Annotated in this window: 14 protein-coding genes; 7 read left to right on the top strand and 7 right to left on the bottom strand. The window is 72.1% G+C overall.

Annotated features, from left to right (window positions below):
• The first annotated feature begins 46 nt into the window (after nucleotides 1-46).
• Nucleotides 47-1,723 carry an amidohydrolase gene (locus ACQ393_RS00570; protein ID WP_430644869.1) on the top strand — a complete coding sequence of 559 codons (1,677 nt, stop codon included), beginning with the start codon at nucleotides 47-49 and terminating at the stop codon, nucleotides 1,721-1,723.
• A 115-nt stretch (nucleotides 1,724-1,838) separates the two neighbouring features.
• On the opposite strand, the gene ACQ393_RS00565 is transcribed toward ACQ393_RS00570, so the two are convergent.
• The 3 genes from ACQ393_RS00565 to ACQ393_RS00555 are packed head-to-tail and all read right to left on the bottom strand — an operon-like array spanning nucleotide 1,839 to nucleotide 3,708.
• Nucleotides 1,839-2,534, bottom strand: a complete 696-nt coding sequence (locus ACQ393_RS00565) for a DUF3618 domain-containing protein (RefSeq protein ID WP_430644868.1) — start codon at nucleotides 2,532-2,534, stop codon at nucleotides 1,839-1,841.
• Nucleotides 2,531-3,016, bottom strand: a complete 486-nt coding sequence (locus tag ACQ393_RS00560) for a phage holin family protein (RefSeq protein ID WP_430644867.1) — start codon at nucleotides 3,014-3,016, stop codon at nucleotides 2,531-2,533. Before ACQ393_RS00560 ends, ACQ393_RS00565 begins: the two co-directional genes overlap by 4 nt.
• Nucleotides 3,013-3,708 carry a hypothetical protein gene (locus ACQ393_RS00555; RefSeq protein WP_430644866.1) on the bottom strand — a complete coding sequence of 232 codons (696 nt, stop codon included), beginning with the start codon at nucleotides 3,706-3,708 and terminating at the stop codon, nucleotides 3,013-3,015. Before ACQ393_RS00555 ends, ACQ393_RS00560 begins: the two co-directional genes overlap by 4 nt.
• A gap of 367 nt (nucleotides 3,709-4,075) precedes the next feature.
• Between ACQ393_RS00555 and ACQ393_RS00550 the strand changes: the two genes are divergently transcribed.
• Nucleotides 4,076-5,035 carry a TIGR03557 family F420-dependent LLM class oxidoreductase gene (locus ACQ393_RS00550; RefSeq protein WP_430644865.1) on the top strand — a complete coding sequence of 320 codons (960 nt, stop codon included), beginning with the start codon at nucleotides 4,076-4,078 and terminating at the stop codon, nucleotides 5,033-5,035.
• Between the two features lie 23 nt (nucleotides 5,036-5,058).
• Here ACQ393_RS00550 and ACQ393_RS00545 read toward each other — a convergent pair whose 3' ends face one another.
• On the bottom strand, nucleotides 5,059-5,706 hold the full coding sequence (locus ACQ393_RS00545) for a GNAT family N-acetyltransferase (protein WP_430644864.1): 648 nt from the start codon (nucleotides 5,704-5,706) through the stop codon (nucleotides 5,059-5,061).
• Nucleotides 5,707-5,877: 171 nt separating this feature from the next.
• Between ACQ393_RS00545 and ACQ393_RS00540 the strand changes: the two genes are divergently transcribed.
• The 4 genes from ACQ393_RS00540 to ACQ393_RS00525 all read left to right on the top strand — a co-directional run bounded on the left by ACQ393_RS00540 (nucleotide 5,878) and on the right by ACQ393_RS00525 (nucleotide 10,890).
• Nucleotides 5,878-7,452: a helix-turn-helix domain-containing protein gene (locus ACQ393_RS00540; RefSeq protein WP_430644863.1), complete on the top strand. Its 1,575-nt coding sequence runs from the start codon at nucleotides 5,878-5,880 to the stop codon at nucleotides 7,450-7,452.
• Between the two features lie 161 nt (nucleotides 7,453-7,613).
• Complete coding sequence (locus ACQ393_RS00535) at nucleotides 7,614-9,062, top strand: NAD(P)/FAD-dependent oxidoreductase (RefSeq protein WP_430644862.1); 1,449 nt, start codon at nucleotides 7,614-7,616, stop codon at nucleotides 9,060-9,062.
• Nucleotides 9,059-9,463 (top strand): cupin domain-containing protein, encoded by a 405-nt coding sequence (locus ACQ393_RS00530; protein ID WP_430644861.1) that lies wholly within the window; start codon nucleotides 9,059-9,061, stop codon nucleotides 9,461-9,463. Before ACQ393_RS00535 ends, ACQ393_RS00530 begins: the two co-directional genes overlap by 4 nt.
• Nucleotides 9,464-9,513: 50 nt before the next feature.
• Nucleotides 9,514-10,890 carry an NAD-dependent succinate-semialdehyde dehydrogenase gene (locus tag ACQ393_RS00525; RefSeq protein ID WP_430644860.1) on the top strand — a complete coding sequence of 459 codons (1,377 nt, stop codon included), beginning with the start codon at nucleotides 9,514-9,516 and terminating at the stop codon, nucleotides 10,888-10,890.
• A 53-nt stretch (nucleotides 10,891-10,943) separates the two neighbouring features.
• Here ACQ393_RS00525 and ACQ393_RS00520 read toward each other — a convergent pair whose 3' ends face one another.
• Nucleotides 10,944-11,534: a TetR/AcrR family transcriptional regulator gene (locus ACQ393_RS00520; protein ID WP_430644859.1), complete on the bottom strand. Its 591-nt coding sequence runs from the start codon at nucleotides 11,532-11,534 to the stop codon at nucleotides 10,944-10,946.
• A 15-nt stretch (nucleotides 11,535-11,549) separates the two neighbouring features.
• Nucleotides 11,550-13,088 (bottom strand): APC family permease, encoded by a 1,539-nt coding sequence (locus ACQ393_RS00515; RefSeq protein WP_430644858.1) that lies wholly within the window; start codon nucleotides 13,086-13,088, stop codon nucleotides 11,550-11,552.
• Between the two features lie 148 nt (nucleotides 13,089-13,236).
• On the opposite strand from ACQ393_RS00515, the gene ACQ393_RS00510 reads away from it, so the two are divergent.
• Nucleotides 13,237-14,427, top strand: coding sequence for a P1 family peptidase (locus ACQ393_RS00510; RefSeq protein WP_430644857.1), 1,191 nt, complete (start codon nucleotides 13,237-13,239; stop codon nucleotides 14,425-14,427).
• A gap of 24 nt (nucleotides 14,428-14,451) precedes the next feature.
• On the opposite strand, the gene ACQ393_RS00505 is transcribed toward ACQ393_RS00510, so the two are convergent.
• Nucleotides 14,452-16,131: an alkaline phosphatase D family protein gene (locus ACQ393_RS00505; RefSeq protein ID WP_430644856.1), complete on the bottom strand. Its 1,680-nt coding sequence runs from the start codon at nucleotides 16,129-16,131 to the stop codon at nucleotides 14,452-14,454.
• Nucleotides 16,132-16,140 lie beyond the last annotated feature (9 nt).

The following is a 16,140-nucleotide window of genomic DNA, read 5'->3' as shown; positions in this document are numbered from 1 at the left end:
CGCGGCCGCGCGGCATCCGCTTCCTCCCACGAAAGGACCTGATCACATGACCCACGCCGACCTCGTCTTCACCGGCGGTCCCGTCTTCACCGCCGACACGGTCCGCTCGCGTGCGAGCGCGGTCGCCGTGCGCGGCGGTCGCATCGTCGCGGTGGGATCGGACGACGACGTCCGCGACCTGGTCGGCGCCTCGACCGAGGTCGTCGACCTGCGCGGCCGGCTGCTCGTGCCCGGCTTCCAGGACGCCCACGTGCACCCGGTGTGGGGCGGCCTCGACCTCATGCGCTGCGACCTCGCCGAGCTGTCGACGCAGGACGAGTACCTCGCCCGCATCGCCGAGTACTCGGCCGCCCACCCCGACGACGAGTGGGTGCTGGGCGGTGGATGGTCGATGTCGGCGTTCCCGGGCGGCACGCCGACCGCCGCCGCGCTCGACCGCGTCGTGCCCGACCGCCCGGCGTTCCTGCCGAACCGCGATGGCCACGGCGCCTGGGTCAACTCGGCCGCGCTGCGGCTCGCGGGCATCGACCGCGGCACCCCCGACCCCGCGGACGGCCGGATCGAGCGCGATGCCGCCGGCAGCCCCACCGGCACCCTGCACGAGGGCGCGATGTCGCTCGTGAACCGGCTGCTCCCCGAGACGAGCCTCGAGACGCTCACCGAGGCCGTGCTGCTCGGCCAGCGGTACCTGCACTCGTACGGCGTGACAGCCTGGCAGGACGCGATCGTCGGCACCTACGGCGACGCGGGTGACCCCGGCCCCGCCTACGTTGCCGCCGCGAACGCCGGGAAGCTCACCGGCCGCGTCGTCGGCGCGATCTGGTGGGACCGCACGCGCGGCATCGAGCAGATCCCCGACCTCGTCGCGAAGCGCGACGCGTACCGGGCCGGTCGCTTCGCCTCGACCAGCATCAAGATCATGCAGGACGGCGTCGCCGAGAACTTCACGGCCTCGATGCTCGAGCCGTACTGCGACGGCCACGGGCACTTCACCGACAACTCGGGGATCTCGTTCGTCGACCCGGCCGTGCTGAACCCGGCGGCCGCCGAACTCGACCGCCTCGGATTCCAGCTCCACTTCCACGCGATCGGCGATCGCGCCGTGCGCGAGTGCCTCGACGCGGTCGAGCACACGATCGCCGCGAACGGGCGGAACGACCACCGCCACCACATCGCGCACATCCAGGTCGTGCACCCGGAGGACATCCCGCGGTTCCGCGAGCTCGGCGTCGCGGCGAACATGCAGTCGCTCTGGGCGGCACTCGAACCGCAGATGGTCGAGCTCACGCTGCCCTTCCTCGGCGACCCGCGAAGCGCCTGGCAGTACCCGTTCGGCGACCTGCTCCGATCTGGAGCGGTGCTCGCAGCGGGCAGCGACTGGTCGGTCTCGACGCCCGACCCGCTCGCCGCCATCCACACCGCGGTCAACCGGAAGTCCGCGCCCGCGTACGCGGAGGGCGACTACGACGCGTTCCTGCCCGAGCAGGCGATCGACCTCGCGACCTCGCTCACGGCCTACACGGCCGGTTCGGCCTGGGTGAACCACCTCGACGACGTCACGGGCACCATCCGGGTCGGCAAGTACGCCGACCTCGTCGTGCTCGACCGCGACCCGTTCGCCGGGCCGGCATCCGAGATCGGCGCGACGCGGGTCGAGCAGACGTTCGTCGAGGGCGAGCGCGTGTACGCGGCCGACGACGCGGGAGCGATGCGCGCCGCCTGAGTCGCGTTCGCCGCGCCGGCGCCGTGGCCGTCGCCGCGACGTCGCCGGACATGCCGAACGGCCCGGCGCCTCGGATTCCGAGGTGCCGGGCCGTTCGCGGTGCCGCGTGCGCTCGTCAGGGAACGCGCGGCGTCGCCGGCGGCGCCTGCGTCGGCGGCAGGGTCGTCGGCGGGGTCGTCGACTGGGGGTTCGTCGAGACCGGCGTGGTGGTTCCGTATCCGGCCGGGGCGGGCTCGCTCGACCGGTCGCCGTGCCCGGCGGCGTCGACGACATCCGCACCCGCCTCACGGCCCTCCCGGCCGACGTGCTCGGCAGCCTCGGTGGCCCGGTCCTTGACCGATTCGGCCGCGTCGCGCACCTCGGGCTCGAGGTGATCGGCCGACTCCCTGGCGATCTGCTTGGCCTCGTCCAGGGCGTCGTGCACGAGCGGTTCGGCGGCGTCCTTCGCCCGCCGGGCCGCGTCGCGCTCGGCATCCGAGGCCGGGATGAGGGACGACAGGAGCCAGGCCCCGCCGAACACGATCAGCCCGGCGGCGATGGGGTTGCCCCGCGTCGCCCGAGCCGCCCGGTGCGGGGCGTCGGCGACGGCCTCGCCGGCGGAGTGCATCGCGTCGCCCGCCGACTCGGTCGCGTCGTGGGCGCTGCCCATGACCCGATCCGTCGCGCGGCGGAGCGCGTTCTTCACCTTGCCGGTCTGGCGGTGCATCGCCTTGCTCGGGTTCACCTTGTCGGCGAGCGCGTCGACGTCCTGGCCGAGCTCCGACCGGGTGCGCTCGATGTTCGAACGGATGAGATCGGGATCGCTCGTCATCGGTTCACCTCATTCCTCTTCAGCGTTTCTGGAATCTCCTTGATGGTGTCGACCGTGCGGGGCATGCCCTTCACGCGGTCGAACTCGCCCTTGCCGGCGAAGAACAGCGCGGCTGCGACGATCGCCCAGATCACGGCGACCACGACGGCCGACCAGGCCAGGCCGATCAGCAAGCCGAGGCCCCACCACGCGGCGATCGACAGGAACAGGATGGCGAGATAGCCCGCCACCGCCGCTCCGCCGTAGAGCCCGGAGCCCTTGCCGACCCGCTTGCCGGACTCGGTGAGCTCGGCCTTCGCCAGCTCGACCTCCTGCCGGACGAGCGTCGACATGTCGCGCGTGACCTGCGAGACGAGGTCGCCGAGCGACGTGTTCGCCGCCTGCTCCTCGGAGGGCGTGGGATGGTCGGTGCCCGTCGGGGCGCCGCCGGTCGCACCTGCGACGTGCGCGCCGCGTCCGGTACCGGAGCCGATGCCGCTCATCGCAGGCCTCCCGTCCCGCCCCCGCCCATCCGCTCGGACGGCAGGGGGCTGGGCGCCGAACGCGTGTCGGTCACGCTGGTCGGCTCGTTCGGCGTCGCGCCGGCGACGTGGGCGCCGGTGCCCGCCGGGCCCGTCGCGGCGACGGAGTCGCCGGTCGTGCGGAGGCGGTCGGTGCGGTCGGTCCCGTAGGCCGCCTCCGTGCCGCTCGTGCGGCCCGGGTCGGCGTTCGAACCGTCCTGCGCGTCGGAGGCGAGCGAACGGGTCAGCCGTCCGACCACGACGCCGGCGCCTGCGGCGATCGCCAGGAAGACGCCGGGGCGCCGCCGGGCGAACCGCTTCACCTCGTCGAGGAGGTCGCCGGGCTCGCGCTGGTCGAGCCAGGCGGCGGCGCGCTCCGCGCGGTCGCCGACGGTCCCGACCACGTCGCGGGCCACGCCGCCCGACTCGGCGGAGTCGGCCATGCGGGAGAACTGCTCGCCGACGTCGCGGATGCCGCCCGCGGCGCGATGCTGCTGGGTGGACGCCTGCGACCGGACCTCCTCGCCGACCCGGTCGGCCAGTCGTCGCGTCTGGTCCTTCACTTCGTGCCCGACCGAGCGGGCCTCCTGCTTCGCGGTGTCCGCGACGCGATGGGCGGCGGCGCCGCCCTCCTGCTTCAGGTCGGGCGAGCCCGTGCCTGCGGTGTTCACCATGTCTCCCCCTTTTCGATGGATCGCGAGACGGGTGCGTCGGCACCAGCCTCGTCGGCGGTGATGCACGGCAACGCTAGGAGCCGGTGCGGCCCCGAAGAAGGGACTTGCCACGCCTCGGAGCGAGGCGTATAACCGCGCATGTGGGCGCCGGCGTGCGGAGGTCGCCCCGGTGCCACCGGTCGCGTGCGCTACACGGCGGCGACCCCGGATGCAACCGGTGTCGATCGCGCGACCAGCGGATTAGCGTCGCTCGGACACGTGGGCGCCGGGACGTCACCTGGCGCAGGGCGCGCCGGCCCGACCGCGTCGGGATCGGCGGCAGGGGGCCGCCGCCCGCCGCAGGGTGCCGGTCAGGAGGGGGAACGGCATGACGATCCAGTACGGCTACAAGCTCGCGGCCGAAGGCTTCGAGCCGAGGGAACTCGTCAGGCAGGCGCGCCTGGCCGAGGAGGCCGGGTTCGACTTCGTCGAGATCAGCGACCACTTCCACCCGTGGCTGGACGCGCAGGGGCACTCGCCGTTCGCCTGGTCGGTGCTCGGCGCGATCGCCGCATCCACCGACCGCATCGGCCTCGCGACGGGCGTCACCTGCCCGACGGTGCGGTACCACCCCGCCATCATCGCCCAGGCGGCCGCGACCCTCGCGCTGCTGAGCGACGGCCGGTTCACGCTGGGACTCGGCGCAGGCGAGCGGCTCAACGAGCACGTCGTCGGTGCGGGCTTCCCCGCGGTCGGCGAGCGGCACGCGATGCTGCGCGAGGCGATCGAGATCATCCGCCTGCTCTGGTCGGGCGGCTACCACTCCTACGACGGCCGGTACCTGTCGCTCGAGGACGCCCGCGTCTTCGACCTGCCCGACGACCTCCCGCCGATCGCCGTCGCCGCCGGAGGTCCGGATGCCGCGCGGCTGGCCGCCGAGCTCGGCGATGCGATGTTCGGCACCGAGCCCGAGGCATCCCTCATCGAGGCCTACCGGTCGGCCGGAGGATCCGGCCGGCGCTACGGCGAGGTGGGCGTCTCGTGGGCGCCCGACGCCGACGACGCGGCGACGGCCGCGCACGAGCTCTCGCGCTGGTCGCTCCTCGGCTGGAAGGTCATGAGCGAACTGCCGAACCCGGCGAACTTCGAGGCCGCCTCGGAGTTCGTGCGCGTCGACGACGTGCGCGAGCAGGTGCCGTGCGGGCCGGACGTCGCGGCCCACGTCGACGCGGTCCGCGCCTACGAGCAGGCCGGCTACGACCAGCTCGCGATCATGAACCTCGGGCCCGACCCGGACGGCTTCTTCGACTTCTTCGCGAACGAGCTGAAGCCCGCGCTGACCACCTGAGCCGGAGTGCGCCCGGCGCCCGGTCAGAGCCCGAGCTGCTCCCGCACCGCGTCCGCGAAGCCGTCGACCTCGAGCTCCCATTCGGGGCGGCGGAACCGCTCGCGTTCGAGGCGGAGCAGCACCTCGCGCTCCACGAGATGCTCGCGCGTGACGACCCGCTTCTCGCCGTTCTCGACGTACCCGAGGTGGCGCGAGACGCCGAGGGACGGCTCGTTCCAGTCGATCGCGCCCGACTCGGCCACCTCGGCGCCGAGATGATCGAAGCAGAACGCGAGCACGGCGGCCCGCATCTCGATGCCGAGGCCGACGCCCTGTCGCGACGCCGTCAGCCACGAGCCGGTCGACACGGTCCGGAGCGCGGCGAACCGCGATGCGCGCACGTCCTGGATCCCGATGGGCACGCCGTCCTCGATCACCGCGAAGAGGAGGGTCCAGCCCTCCGGGGCGGTGCCGACGCGCTCGCGCCAGACGTATCGCGCGAGCTCGCGACGGAGCACGTCCGGCGACTGGTCCGACCACGGGTGGGCGAACGGCATGACGGCCGGGTCGTGGATGCCGCGGATCGCCGCCTCGGCCAGGCCGGGAAGGTCGCCGTCGCGCACGAGGCGAAGTTCGAGCCGCGGCGTGCGGAGGGTGAGTCCGAAGATCGGCCAGACGTCCACGAGATCCATGGACCGAGGCTAGCCAAGGTGCGGCGGCACGTGGCGCGTCTGTGCAGATCGGGAATTCTTCACCACTTCTGATCGCGTCTCGCGCCGGAAATCGCTCACCGGCCGCGCGAAAGCGAGAACTTCCGGGATCCTTCCGTTTGCGGCATCAGCCTGCTCATGTGAGCATGGGGCATGGTCACCGTCGATCCCGCCCGCACCACGGCCCCGCCCGCCGCACCCCGCGCCGCGTCCGCCCGAGCGACCGGCGCGATCGGCGTCGCCGCGGCGAACGGTGCGGTCGCCGTCGGCGGCGCTCCGCTCGAGCCGGCGCCCGACGAGGTCGACGCGCTCACCCTCGGCCGCCGCATCCGCGATCGTCGTCTCGCCGCGGGCATGACGCTGGGCCGGCTCGCCGAGGCGATCGACCGGGCGCCGAGCCAGGTCTCCGCGATCGAGAACGGCAAGCGCGAACCGCGGCTGTCGATGCTCCGCACCATCGCCCTCGCGCTCGGCACCACGGCCGACGAGCTGCTTCGACCGGACGCCCCCTCCGAGCGCGCCGCGCTCGAGATCGCGGTCGAACGCGCGCAGCGCGGGCCGGTGTTCGCGGCGCTGGGGCTCGACCCGTTCCGCGTGGCGAAGACCATGAGCGACCAGACGCTGCAGACGATCCTGTCGCTGCACAACGAGATCGACCGGCTGCACCGCGAGCGCGCCGCGACGCCCGAGGAGGCGCGGCGGGCCAACGCGCAGCTGCGCGCCGAGATGCGCGCTCGCGACAACTTCTACCCCGAGCTCGAGGCGAAGGCGGCGGAGCTCCTCGAAGCCGTCGGCCACACCGGAGGCCCGGTCTCCCACCAGCTCGTCGCCGACATGGCGTCGCATCTCGGCTACTCGCTGCACTACGTGGGCGACCTGCCCCACTCGACGCGCTCGGTGACCGACAAGCGCAACGGCCGGATCTACCTCCCGACCCAGCAGTCGCCCTCGCGCGACTCGCGCTCCCCGATCCTGCAGGCGCTCGCCTCGCACCTGCTCGGCCACGAGGAGCCCGGCAACTACGGCGACTTCCTGCGGCAGCGCATCGAGACGAACTACCTCACGGCCGCCATCCTGCTGCCCGAGCAGGCCGCCGTGCGGTATCTCACCGAGGCGAAGAACCTGCGCCGCATCTCCATGGAGGAGCTCCGCGATCACTTCGCCGTCTCGTACGAGACCGCCGCGCACCGCTTCACGAACCTCGCGACGGCGCGCCTGGACATCCCGGTGCACTTCATGAAGGTGCACGAGTCGGGCACCATCATCAAGGCGTACGAGAACGACTCGGTGCGCTTCCCCTCCGACGCGCTCGGCGCGGTCGAGGGCACGACGGTGTGCCGCCAGTGGACGGCGCGCACGGTGTTCGACGCCGAGGACCGCTTCACGCCGTACTCGCAGTACACCGATACGTCGACGGGCACGTTCTGGTGCACGTCGCGCATCGAGAAGGCCAAGGAGGGCGAGTACTCGGTCTCGGTCGGCGTGCCCTTCGAGCACGTGAAGTGGTTCCGCGGCCGCGAGACCCCGCGCCGCTCGGTGTCGCGGTGCCCGGACGAGTCGTGCTGCCGGCGCGCGCCCGACGAGCTCGCGGGCAGGTGGGCGGATGCCTCGTGGCCGGCCGCGCGCACGCCGACCTCGCTGCTCGCAGCGCTGCCGACCGGCACCTTCCCGGGCGTCGACCAGACCGAGGTCTACCAGTTCCTCGAGGCCCACGCCCCGCGCCCGTAGGTCGGGTTCGCAGGAGGACCCGCGATCCGCAGGACCACGGCGACGGACCCGTCCGGCCAGGTTGTCCGGCCGGCGCACCCCATCCCGACACTCGGCTATTGTCCAGTTGTGCAACATGAGGCAGGATGGAGGCACCAGACCGACTTGGAGTGATCCCACCCATGGGAACGACCGTCTTCGAACGCCGCCGCCCCGCGGCATCCGTCATCGACCGCAGCCTCGCCGACACGCAGCACCGCGTGTTCTGGATCGACGACCTCGCCGAGGAGGCGAAGCGCCCCCGACCTCGCCTCACGGGAACGCGCGTCGCCGACCTCGCCGTCGTCGGCGGCGGCTACACCGGCCTGTGGACGGCCGTGCTCGCCAAGCGCGCGAACCCCGACCTGCACGTCGTGCTCCTCGAGGCCAGGCGCATCGGCTGGGCGGCGTCCGGCCGCAACGGCGGCTTCTGCGAGGCCAGCCTGACGCACGGCCGCGAGAACGGCCTCTCCCGCTGGCCCGACGAGATGGACCAGCTCGACCGGCTGGGCCTGGCGAACCTCGACGCGATCGAGGCGTCCGAGGCCGAGTTCGGCATGGACTTCGAGTTCGAGCGCAACGGCGCCCTCGACGTCGCGGTCGAGCCGCACCAGGTCGAGTGGCTGCACGAGGCGGCGGCGGATGCCGCGTCCCGCGGCGACGACACCGTGAAGCTGCTCGACGAGCACCAGGTGCGCGACGAGGTCGACTCCCCCACGTACCTCGGCGCCATCTGGAACACGCGCACGAGCGCCATCCTGCACCCGGCGAAGCTCGCGGCCGAGCTCGCGCGCGTCGCGGAGGAGGCGGGCGTCGAGATCTTCGAGGACTCGCCCGTGACGCGCCTCGACACCCCCGGCTCGACCGGGGCGGTGCAGCTCGTCACCGGGCACGGCCGCGTCGACGCGACCCGTGCGGTGCTCGCGACCAACGTCTTCCCGTCGCTGCTGAAGCGCAACCGGCTGATGACCGTGCCCGTCTACGACTACGTGCTCATGACCGAGCCGCTCTTCGACGAGCAGCGCGCGTCGATCGGCTGGGCGAACCGCCAGGGCGTCGGCGACATGGCCAACCAGTTCCACTACTCGCGCATGACGCGCGACGGCCGCATCCTCTACGGCGGCTACGACGCGATCTACCACTTCGGCGGCCGCATCCGGGACGCGTACGAGGACCGCCCGGAGAGCTTCGAGAAGCTCGCGAGCCACTTCTTCACGACCTACCCGCAGCTCGAGGGGCTCCGGTTCACGCACAAGTGGGCGGGCGCGATCGACACGTCGACGCAGTTCACGGCGTTCACGGGCGTCGCGCGCGACGGCCGCGTCGCCTACGCGTCGGGCTTCACCGGGCTCGGCGTCGCGTCGACGCGATTCATGGCCGAGACGATGCTCGACCTGCTCGCGGGTCGCGAGACCGAGCGCACCGGCCTGAAGATGGTGAGGACACGCCCGCTGCCGTTCCCCCCGGAGCCCGCGGCATCCCTCGGCATCAACGCCACGCGCTGGTCGCTCGACCGCGCCGACCACGACGGAGGACGACGCAACATGCTGCTGAAGACCCTCGACGCCCTCGGCCTCGGGTTCGACTCGTGAGCGCGTCATCGGCGGCTGGCGCGTTCGCACGGCTCACCGCTGGGGCGGTGACGGATGCCGCGGGCCTCGCGCTCGCGCACGAACCCGTTCCGGCCGAGCAGGTCGTGGCCGGCGCTCCGACGACGGCGTACCGGTCGCTCGACGAACCTGCCGACGGCGGGCGCGCGGGCGAGATCGGCGTCTGGGAGATGTCGGTCGGCGCCATGAGCGACATCGAGGTCGACGAGGTGTTCGTCGTGCTCGCGGGGTCTGCGACGGTGGAGTTCGAGCACGTGCCGTCGACCGGCGGCCCGGCCGAGTCGATCGAGCTCGCCCCGGGTGCCGTCGTGCGGCTCGAGGCCGGCATGCGGACGATCTGGACGGTGCGGGAACCGCTCCGAAAGGTGTTCATCGCGCGGTAGCGCGGCAACGAGGTGTTCATCGCGCGCTGGCGCGGCAAAGGAGGAACAGCATGGCGAAGTACCGGGTGCAGAACCCCGCGACGGGCGAGATCGTCGAGACGTTCGACGTCGCGACCGACGCCGAGATCGAGCAGAAGCTCGCCGCGGCCGATGCCGCATACCGTGAATGGCGCGAGCGCAGCGTGCAGGAGCGCGCGGCCGTCGTCAAGCGCGTCGCCGAGCTCTTCGACGAGCGCCGCGACGAGCTCGCACGCCTGATCGCCGTCGAGATGGGCAAGACGATCGCCGAGTCGCTCGACGAGGTGGAGTTCGCCCGCTCGATCATCGAGTACTACGCGGTGCACGGCCCGAGCCTCATCACCGACCACGAGATCCCGTCGACGATCCCCGGCAAGGCGATCATCGAGCAGCTGCCCATCGGGGCCCTGCTCGGCGTCATGCCGTGGAACTTCCCGTACTACCAGGTCGCCCGCTTCGCGGCGCCGAACCTCGTGCTCGGCAACACGATCATCCTGAAGCACGCCGACATCTGCGCGCGCTCGGCGCTCACGATCGAGGAGATCATGCTCGAGGCCGGCGTGCCGGTGGGCGGCTACCAGAACGTCTTCGCCTCGCACGACCAGATCGCGACGATGATCGCCGACCCCCGCGTGCAGGGCGTCTCGCTCACGGGTTCGGAGCGCGCCGGCGCGATCATCGGCGAACAGGCCGGACGGCACCTGAAGAAGTGCGTGCTCGAACTCGGCGGCATCGACCCGATGGTCGTGCTCGATTCCGATGACGTCGCCGCGGTCGCCAAGGCGGCGTGGGACTTCCGCGTCTACAACGTCGGCCAGGTCTGCAACTCGAACAAGCGCCTCATCGTCATGGACGACATCTACGACGAGTTCGTCGCCGAGTTGGTGAAGCTCGCCGACGGCCTCGAGCCCGGCGACCAGCTCGACCTCGGCGAGGGGCGGTTCGCGCCGATGTCCTCGCGTGCCGCGGCCGAGACCGTCCACGCCCAGGTGCAGCGGGCCGTCGCCGCGGGCGCCACCCTCGTCGCCGGCGGCGTGCTCTCCGACGGCCCGGGCGCGTACTACTCGCCCGCCGTGCTGACAGGCGTGCCGCGGGACTCGGCGTCGTACCGCGAGGAGATCTTCGGCCCGGTCGCGACCGTCTACCGCGTGTCCTCCGACGAGGAGGCGCTGGAGCTCGCGAACGACTGCGACCTCGGCCTCGGCGGCTCCGTCTTCTCGACCGACGAGGCCCGGGCCGCCCGGGTCGCTTCGCGCCTCGAGGTCGGCATGACGCACGTCAACACCATCGCCGCCGAAGCCGCCGAGCTGCCCTTCGGCGGCGTCAAGCGCTCCGGTTTCGGCCGCGAGATGGGCCCCGTCGGCATCGGCGAGTTCGCCAACCGCCGGCTCTCGTTCGTCGCGAAGTGACCGGACGCAGCGGCCCGTCACCTGCGGTGACGTGCCGCCGCGGCGTTCGCGGCTCAGAGCTCGACGTCGAGCGCGAGACCCGCGTAGTCGAGCACGGCCCGCCGCGCCGACTCGCGATCGTGCGCGAGCCCGATGAGCGGATAGAGGTCGTAGGAGTCCTCGAGGGCGACGATGTTGCGGGCGATCGACCCGATCGGCATGCGCGGCCGGAACGCGCCGAGCGCGGCGCCCACCTCGATCGTGGCGCGGAAGAGCATCTCCTGCCGTTCGATGATCGACCGGTGCAGGGCTGCGACGTGCGGGTACTCGCGTGCCAGGGCGATGCTCTCGTAGACGAGCCGCAGGTCGTCGCTGATCTCGTCGGGCACGCCCGCCGCGATGAGCGCCCGCATGCGCTCGACGGGATCCACGATGCGTTCGGAGATGCGCTTGCGGTCCTCGAAGAACTCCTCGAGCACCCCCTCGACCGCGGCGAAGATCAGCCGGTCGAAGCTCTCGAAGTAGTAGAGCACGCTGCCCGTGCTGACTTCGGCCTCGGCGGCGACGGCGCGCACGTTCGCGCCCGCGATGCCGCGCTTGCCCGCGACGCGGCGGAGCGCCGCGACGAGTTCATCGCGGCGCTTCGCCTGTCTCACGGACGACATGGGCTCCGTCTCAGCTCAGCTCAGCTTGATCGGCTGTTCGGCCGACCAGTCGGGTTCGGGGAGGGTCTCGGCGAGGCGGCCGTACAGTGCGGGCTCGCGACGCTTGATCACCAGTCCCATCACGATACCGGCGATGAACAGCGCCGGGGCGGGCAGGATCATCGGCAGGTTCTCGACGCCGACCAGTCCGCTCACGACGTCGAAGTTCAGCACGATGATGAGGTACGCGCCGATGAGGCCGACCGCGCCGAGCGCGGGTGCCGCGACGACGCGGAACCAGCCGTGTCCCCGGCGGTCCTTCGCGAAGAAGAACACGACGGCCACCGCGGCGACGCCCTGCGCGAAGATGACGCCGGACACACCGATCGCGTAGGTCCACATGCCGAGCTCGAGCCACGGGTCGGCGCCCGCCAGCGCGAAGACCAGGATCGCGACGATGGCGACGGCCACGATGACCGCGCTCGCGACGTACGGCGAACGGGACCGCTCGCCGGTCCTCGCGACGATCGCGGGCAGCAGGCCCTCGCGACCGAGCGAGAACATGTAGCGGCTCGACGCGTTGTGGAACGCGAGCAGGCAGGCGAAGAAGCTCGTGATGATGAGCACCTCGACGACCACCGCGGCCCATCCCCCGAGGTAGCCGTCGGCGGCGATGAAGGTCATCGACATGAAGTCGTCGGTCGCGGCGAACGCCAGGATGCCCTGCTCGCCGAAGGCGACCGTGAGGATCCAGAACGTGAAGGCGTAGAAGACTGCGAGGAACGCGACGGCGATGTAGGTCGCCTTCGGGATCGTGCGAGCGGGGTCCTTCGCCTCCTCGGCGTAGATCGCCGTGCCCTCGAAGCCGATGAAGGCGCCGAAGCCGAGCACGAAGAGCGCGCCGGCGCCGCCGGCGAAGAGGATGTTGGCCGGTTCGAATGTCGCAGCGCCCATGGGCTCGGGTCCGCCGTTCACCAGCACCGCGATCGAGATGAGCAGCAGGATGCCGACCTCCGCCGTGAGCAGGACCGCGAGCACCTTGGCGCCGACATCGACCTTGCGGTGCCCGAGCACCGCGATGAGGAGCGCGAAGACGAGCGCCCAGACGACCCAGCTGACATCGATGCCCAGGAGCGCCGACACGGTGAGCTCGGTGTAGGCGCCGATCAAGCCGTAGAAGCTGACCGACAGCGCGACGTAGGCGAAGAGCGTGACGAACGCGATGCCGACGCCGGCGGGCTTGCCGAGGCCGCGGCCGACGTAGGCGTAGAAGGCGCCCGTGTTGCGCACGTGCTGCGACATGGCCGTGAAGCCGACCGCGAAGAGGATGAGCACGACGCCGCAGACGAGCATCGCGCCCGCGGCGCCGATGCCGCCGAGGCTGAAGGCCAGCGGAGCCGAGCTCGCGACCACCGTGAGCGGCGCCGCCGCGGAGACCACGAAGAACACGATGTCCCAGACGCGCAGGCGTCCGGCGGCGAGGCGGCCGGGCTGCCCGGCGGTCGCCGGGTCGCCGCTCGCGGCGGCACCCGGTGTCGGGTCGGCGGCCGCCGACTCGGTGGACTGCAGGGACATGGCAGTGCTCCTCACCGCGCTACGACGCGCGCTCGGATCTCGACAGGGAATTGAACACAGAGTAAAAACCTTGCGACGACGCCTTGTCAATGTTTTGATGAACATCGGTCGGCACATCTGAACGCTTGTTCGAAATCGGAGCATCTCCATGACGCAGTCCCCCATCCGCGCACGCGACCTGGGCGTCCCCTTCGACGGCACCCCCGGCGAGTTCAACGCCATCACCGACGTGCCCGGCGTCGAGGTCGGCATGGTGACCCTCGTGCACGACGGCGACCCCGCGGCATCCGGTTCGGCGTCGAAGCCCGCCCGCACCGGCGTGACGGCGATCCTCCCGCGCGGTCGTGACGGCGTCGGCGTGCCGTGCGCCGCGGGCACGTACTCGCTGAACGGCAACGGCGAGCTCACTGGCCGCACCTGGATCGACGAGGTCGGCGCACTGTCGCTGCCCATCGCGATCACGAACTCGCACTCCGTCGGGGCCGTGCACCAGGGGGTCGACGAATGGGTGCACCGCACGCACCCCGAGGTCTCGGCGCAGTGGATGCTGCCCATCGTCGGCGAGACGTGGGACGGCTACCTCAACGAGATCAACGCCCAGCACGTGACCGCCGCGCACGCGGGCGAGGCGCTCGACGCCGCCGCCGGCGGTCCCGTCGCCGAGGGCAACGTCGGCGGTGGCACGGGCATGAACTGCTACGGCTTCAAGGGCGGCACGGGCACGGCCTCCCGCGTCGTACGCGACGGCACCGGCGACGGCGCCGCGCAGTACGCCGTCGGCGCGCTCGTGCAGGCGAACTTCGGCGAACGGAGCGAGCTCCGCCTCGCCGGCAGGCTGCTGGGACGCGAGTCGACCGCACCCAAGCCCATCGAGGACACCGACTGGTTCGAGCGCGACGGCGAGCGCGCCCGGCGCTCCAGGCCGGGCGCCGGCAGCGTCATCGTCGTCATCGCGACCGACGCGCCACTGCTGCCCGGCCAGTGCGAGGCGCTCGCGCGCCGCGTCCCGCTCGGCCTCGCCCGCACGGGCACCGCGGGCAGCCACTTCTCGGGCGACATCTTCCTCGCGTTCTCGACCGCGAACCCCGGCTCGATCACGTCCCGGTTCACCGACCTGGACGCCGCGGGCCCGCTGCCCGTGGAACGACTCGAGTTCCTGCCGTGGGGCCGCATCGACCAGCTCTGCACCGCGACCGTGGAGGCCGTCGAGGAGGCCGTGGCGAACGCCCTCGTCGCCGCGCGCGACATGGTCGGCCGCGAGGGCCACGCGAGCTACGCGCTGCCGCACGACGAGGTGCGCGCGGCCTTCGACGCACCGGCCGTGCACGCCGCGGGGTGACCCGGCCGCCGGCCCGGCGGCGCGTCACGTCGACGTGACCTCGCCGTCGCGGTCGGCCGGAACCCGGAGCGCGGCGACCGGCTCGAGTCGCGGGTGCGCCTCGTCGCCGCCGTCCACGACGCCCGTGTGCCAGGACAGCCCGAGCTCATCGGGCGCATCGACCAGCATCGCGAGGTTGTTGGCGAACCACGGGCCCTTGACGGTCCTCCAACGGAACGGCGCGTCGGGCACCTTGGCGGACCGGGCGGCCAGCCTCCCGACCGGCGTCGCCGCGCCGTACGACATCACCACCGAGAACCAGCGCATGACCCGCGGCAGCGGGTTGCGGATGGGGGAACAGACCGCCTGGAGGACCCGCGACCCCGGGACGTCATCGCGATCCACCTCTGCGAGGTAGGAGTAGTGCACGTCGCCCGCGAGGAACAGCACGTTCTGCGGGGCCGATCCGCGCTCGCCGCCGGCCAGTTCCCGGATCATCCGTGCGACCTTCTGGAACGTGTCCTGCCAAGCCGCCCAGTGCTCGAGGTCGACCGCCTGTCGCAGCACCTCCCCGGCCCGTGCGGCCCGACGACCCCAGGCGCCCTGGGAGATCGCCTCGTCCCAGGCCTCGACGTGGTGCAGCCCCATGGGCAGGAGGAACGGCAGCGAGGTCGCGATCAGCACGTGCCGGAACCCGCCGCGCAACTGCGCGTCGAACCAGTCGAGCTCGTCGGGGTCCAGGAGGGCGCGGGCGTCCGGGTCGAGCCTGCGGGCGGCGCGCGAGTCGACCACGACCAGCCGGATGTCGTCGAAGTCGCGGGTGTAGCTCCACCGCACGCTCATCGGTTCCCGGTCGCTTCGGTCGGCGAACGCGTCGACCTCGTCGGTGAGGTCGGGCTCGTCATCGCCGTCGTGACGGGCGATCCGCTGCCAGAGCTCGTCCCCGGCCCGCTCCTCGGCCGTGAGGTTGCCGAGGTGCTGGTACACCCAGTACGAGCCCAGCCCGGCGACGATGCGGCCATGCCACCACGAGGTGGCCTCCATCCGGCGCTTCCAGTCCTGCGAGGCGTTCCAGTCGTCGCGCACGTCGTGGTCGTCGAAGATCATCGCGCTCGGCACGGTGGAGAGCAGCCAGCGATTGGCGGGGTCCGACCAGGCCAGCCGGTACAGGTGGGCGTACTCCTCGTAGTCCTTCAGCTCCTCCCCGGGCTCCTCGTCGATGTCGCGCTTGTCGCGGATGAACTCCTGCATCTCCTGCGAGGTGATGTCGGCGTAGACCTGGTCGCCGAGGAACATCAGGAGGTCCGGGCGCTCGGCGGAGCCCTCGGCGAGCGCGAGTGCGAACGCACGCATCGCGTCGACTCCGTGCGTGAGGTTGCCCGCGAGGTCGTGCGGCACGCTCGTGCGGCACGACCCGTACGCCAGGCGAAGACGCCGACCGGACTCCCAGGTGGCGACGACGGATGCCGGGTACTCCGAGTCCGGTTCCGGCCAGGCGCGCTCGCCGTCGACGTCGACCTCGTACGGCAGCACGGCGCCGGGCTCGAGGCCGTCGAGCTCGACGAGCGCGTAGTGGTGGTCGTGCACGGCGAAGGTGCGCGCCTCCCAGGCACGGCCGCCGGCCCGCACGCGCACGCGCCCGGCGTCCTCGGTCTCGACCCAGATCGTCGCGGAGGTCTCGTCGACGTGGCGGAGCATCGGTCCGAGGATCAACGGGGAGGCCATCTCCCTGTT

The organism is Agromyces sp. GXS1127, assembly GCF_050565425.1.
Taxonomy (GTDB): domain Bacteria; phylum Actinomycetota; class Actinomycetes; order Actinomycetales; family Microbacteriaceae; genus Agromyces.
This window is presented reverse-complemented; position numbering and strand designations above follow the sequence as displayed.

Bases quoted from the DNA above. Each gene is read 5' to 3' on its own strand.
- ACQ393_RS00570 (WP_430644869.1), top strand. From the start codon at position 47: ATGACCCACGCCGACCTCGTCTTCACCGGCGGTCCCGTCTTCACCGCC.
- ACQ393_RS00565 (WP_430644868.1), bottom strand. From the start codon at position 2,534: ATGACGAGCGATCCCGATCTCATCCGTTCGAACATCGAGCGCACCCGG.
- ACQ393_RS00560 (WP_430644867.1), bottom strand. From the start codon at position 3,016: ATGAGCGGCATCGGCTCCGGTACCGGACGCGGCGCGCACGTCGCAGGT.
- ACQ393_RS00555 (WP_430644866.1), bottom strand. From the start codon at position 3,708: ATGGTGAACACCGCAGGCACGGGCTCGCCCGACCTGAAGCAGGAGGGC.
- ACQ393_RS00550 (WP_430644865.1), top strand. From the start codon at position 4,076: ATGACGATCCAGTACGGCTACAAGCTCGCGGCCGAAGGCTTCGAGCCG.
- ACQ393_RS00545 (WP_430644864.1), bottom strand. From the start codon at position 5,706: ATGGATCTCGTGGACGTCTGGCCGATCTTCGGACTCACCCTCCGCACG.
- ACQ393_RS00540 (WP_430644863.1), top strand. From the start codon at position 5,878: ATGGTCACCGTCGATCCCGCCCGCACCACGGCCCCGCCCGCCGCACCC.
- ACQ393_RS00535 (WP_430644862.1), top strand. From the start codon at position 7,614: ATGGGAACGACCGTCTTCGAACGCCGCCGCCCCGCGGCATCCGTCATC.
- ACQ393_RS00525 (WP_430644860.1), top strand. From the start codon at position 9,514: ATGGCGAAGTACCGGGTGCAGAACCCCGCGACGGGCGAGATCGTCGAG.
- ACQ393_RS00520 (WP_430644859.1), bottom strand. From the start codon at position 11,534: ATGTCGTCCGTGAGACAGGCGAAGCGCCGCGATGAACTCGTCGCGGCG.
- ACQ393_RS00515 (WP_430644858.1), bottom strand. From the start codon at position 13,088: ATGTCCCTGCAGTCCACCGAGTCGGCGGCCGCCGACCCGACACCGGGT.
- ACQ393_RS00510 (WP_430644857.1), top strand. From the start codon at position 13,237: ATGACGCAGTCCCCCATCCGCGCACGCGACCTGGGCGTCCCCTTCGAC.
- ACQ393_RS00505 (WP_430644856.1), bottom strand. From the start codon at position 16,131: ATGGCCTCCCCGTTGATCCTCGGACCGATGCTCCGCCACGTCGACGAG.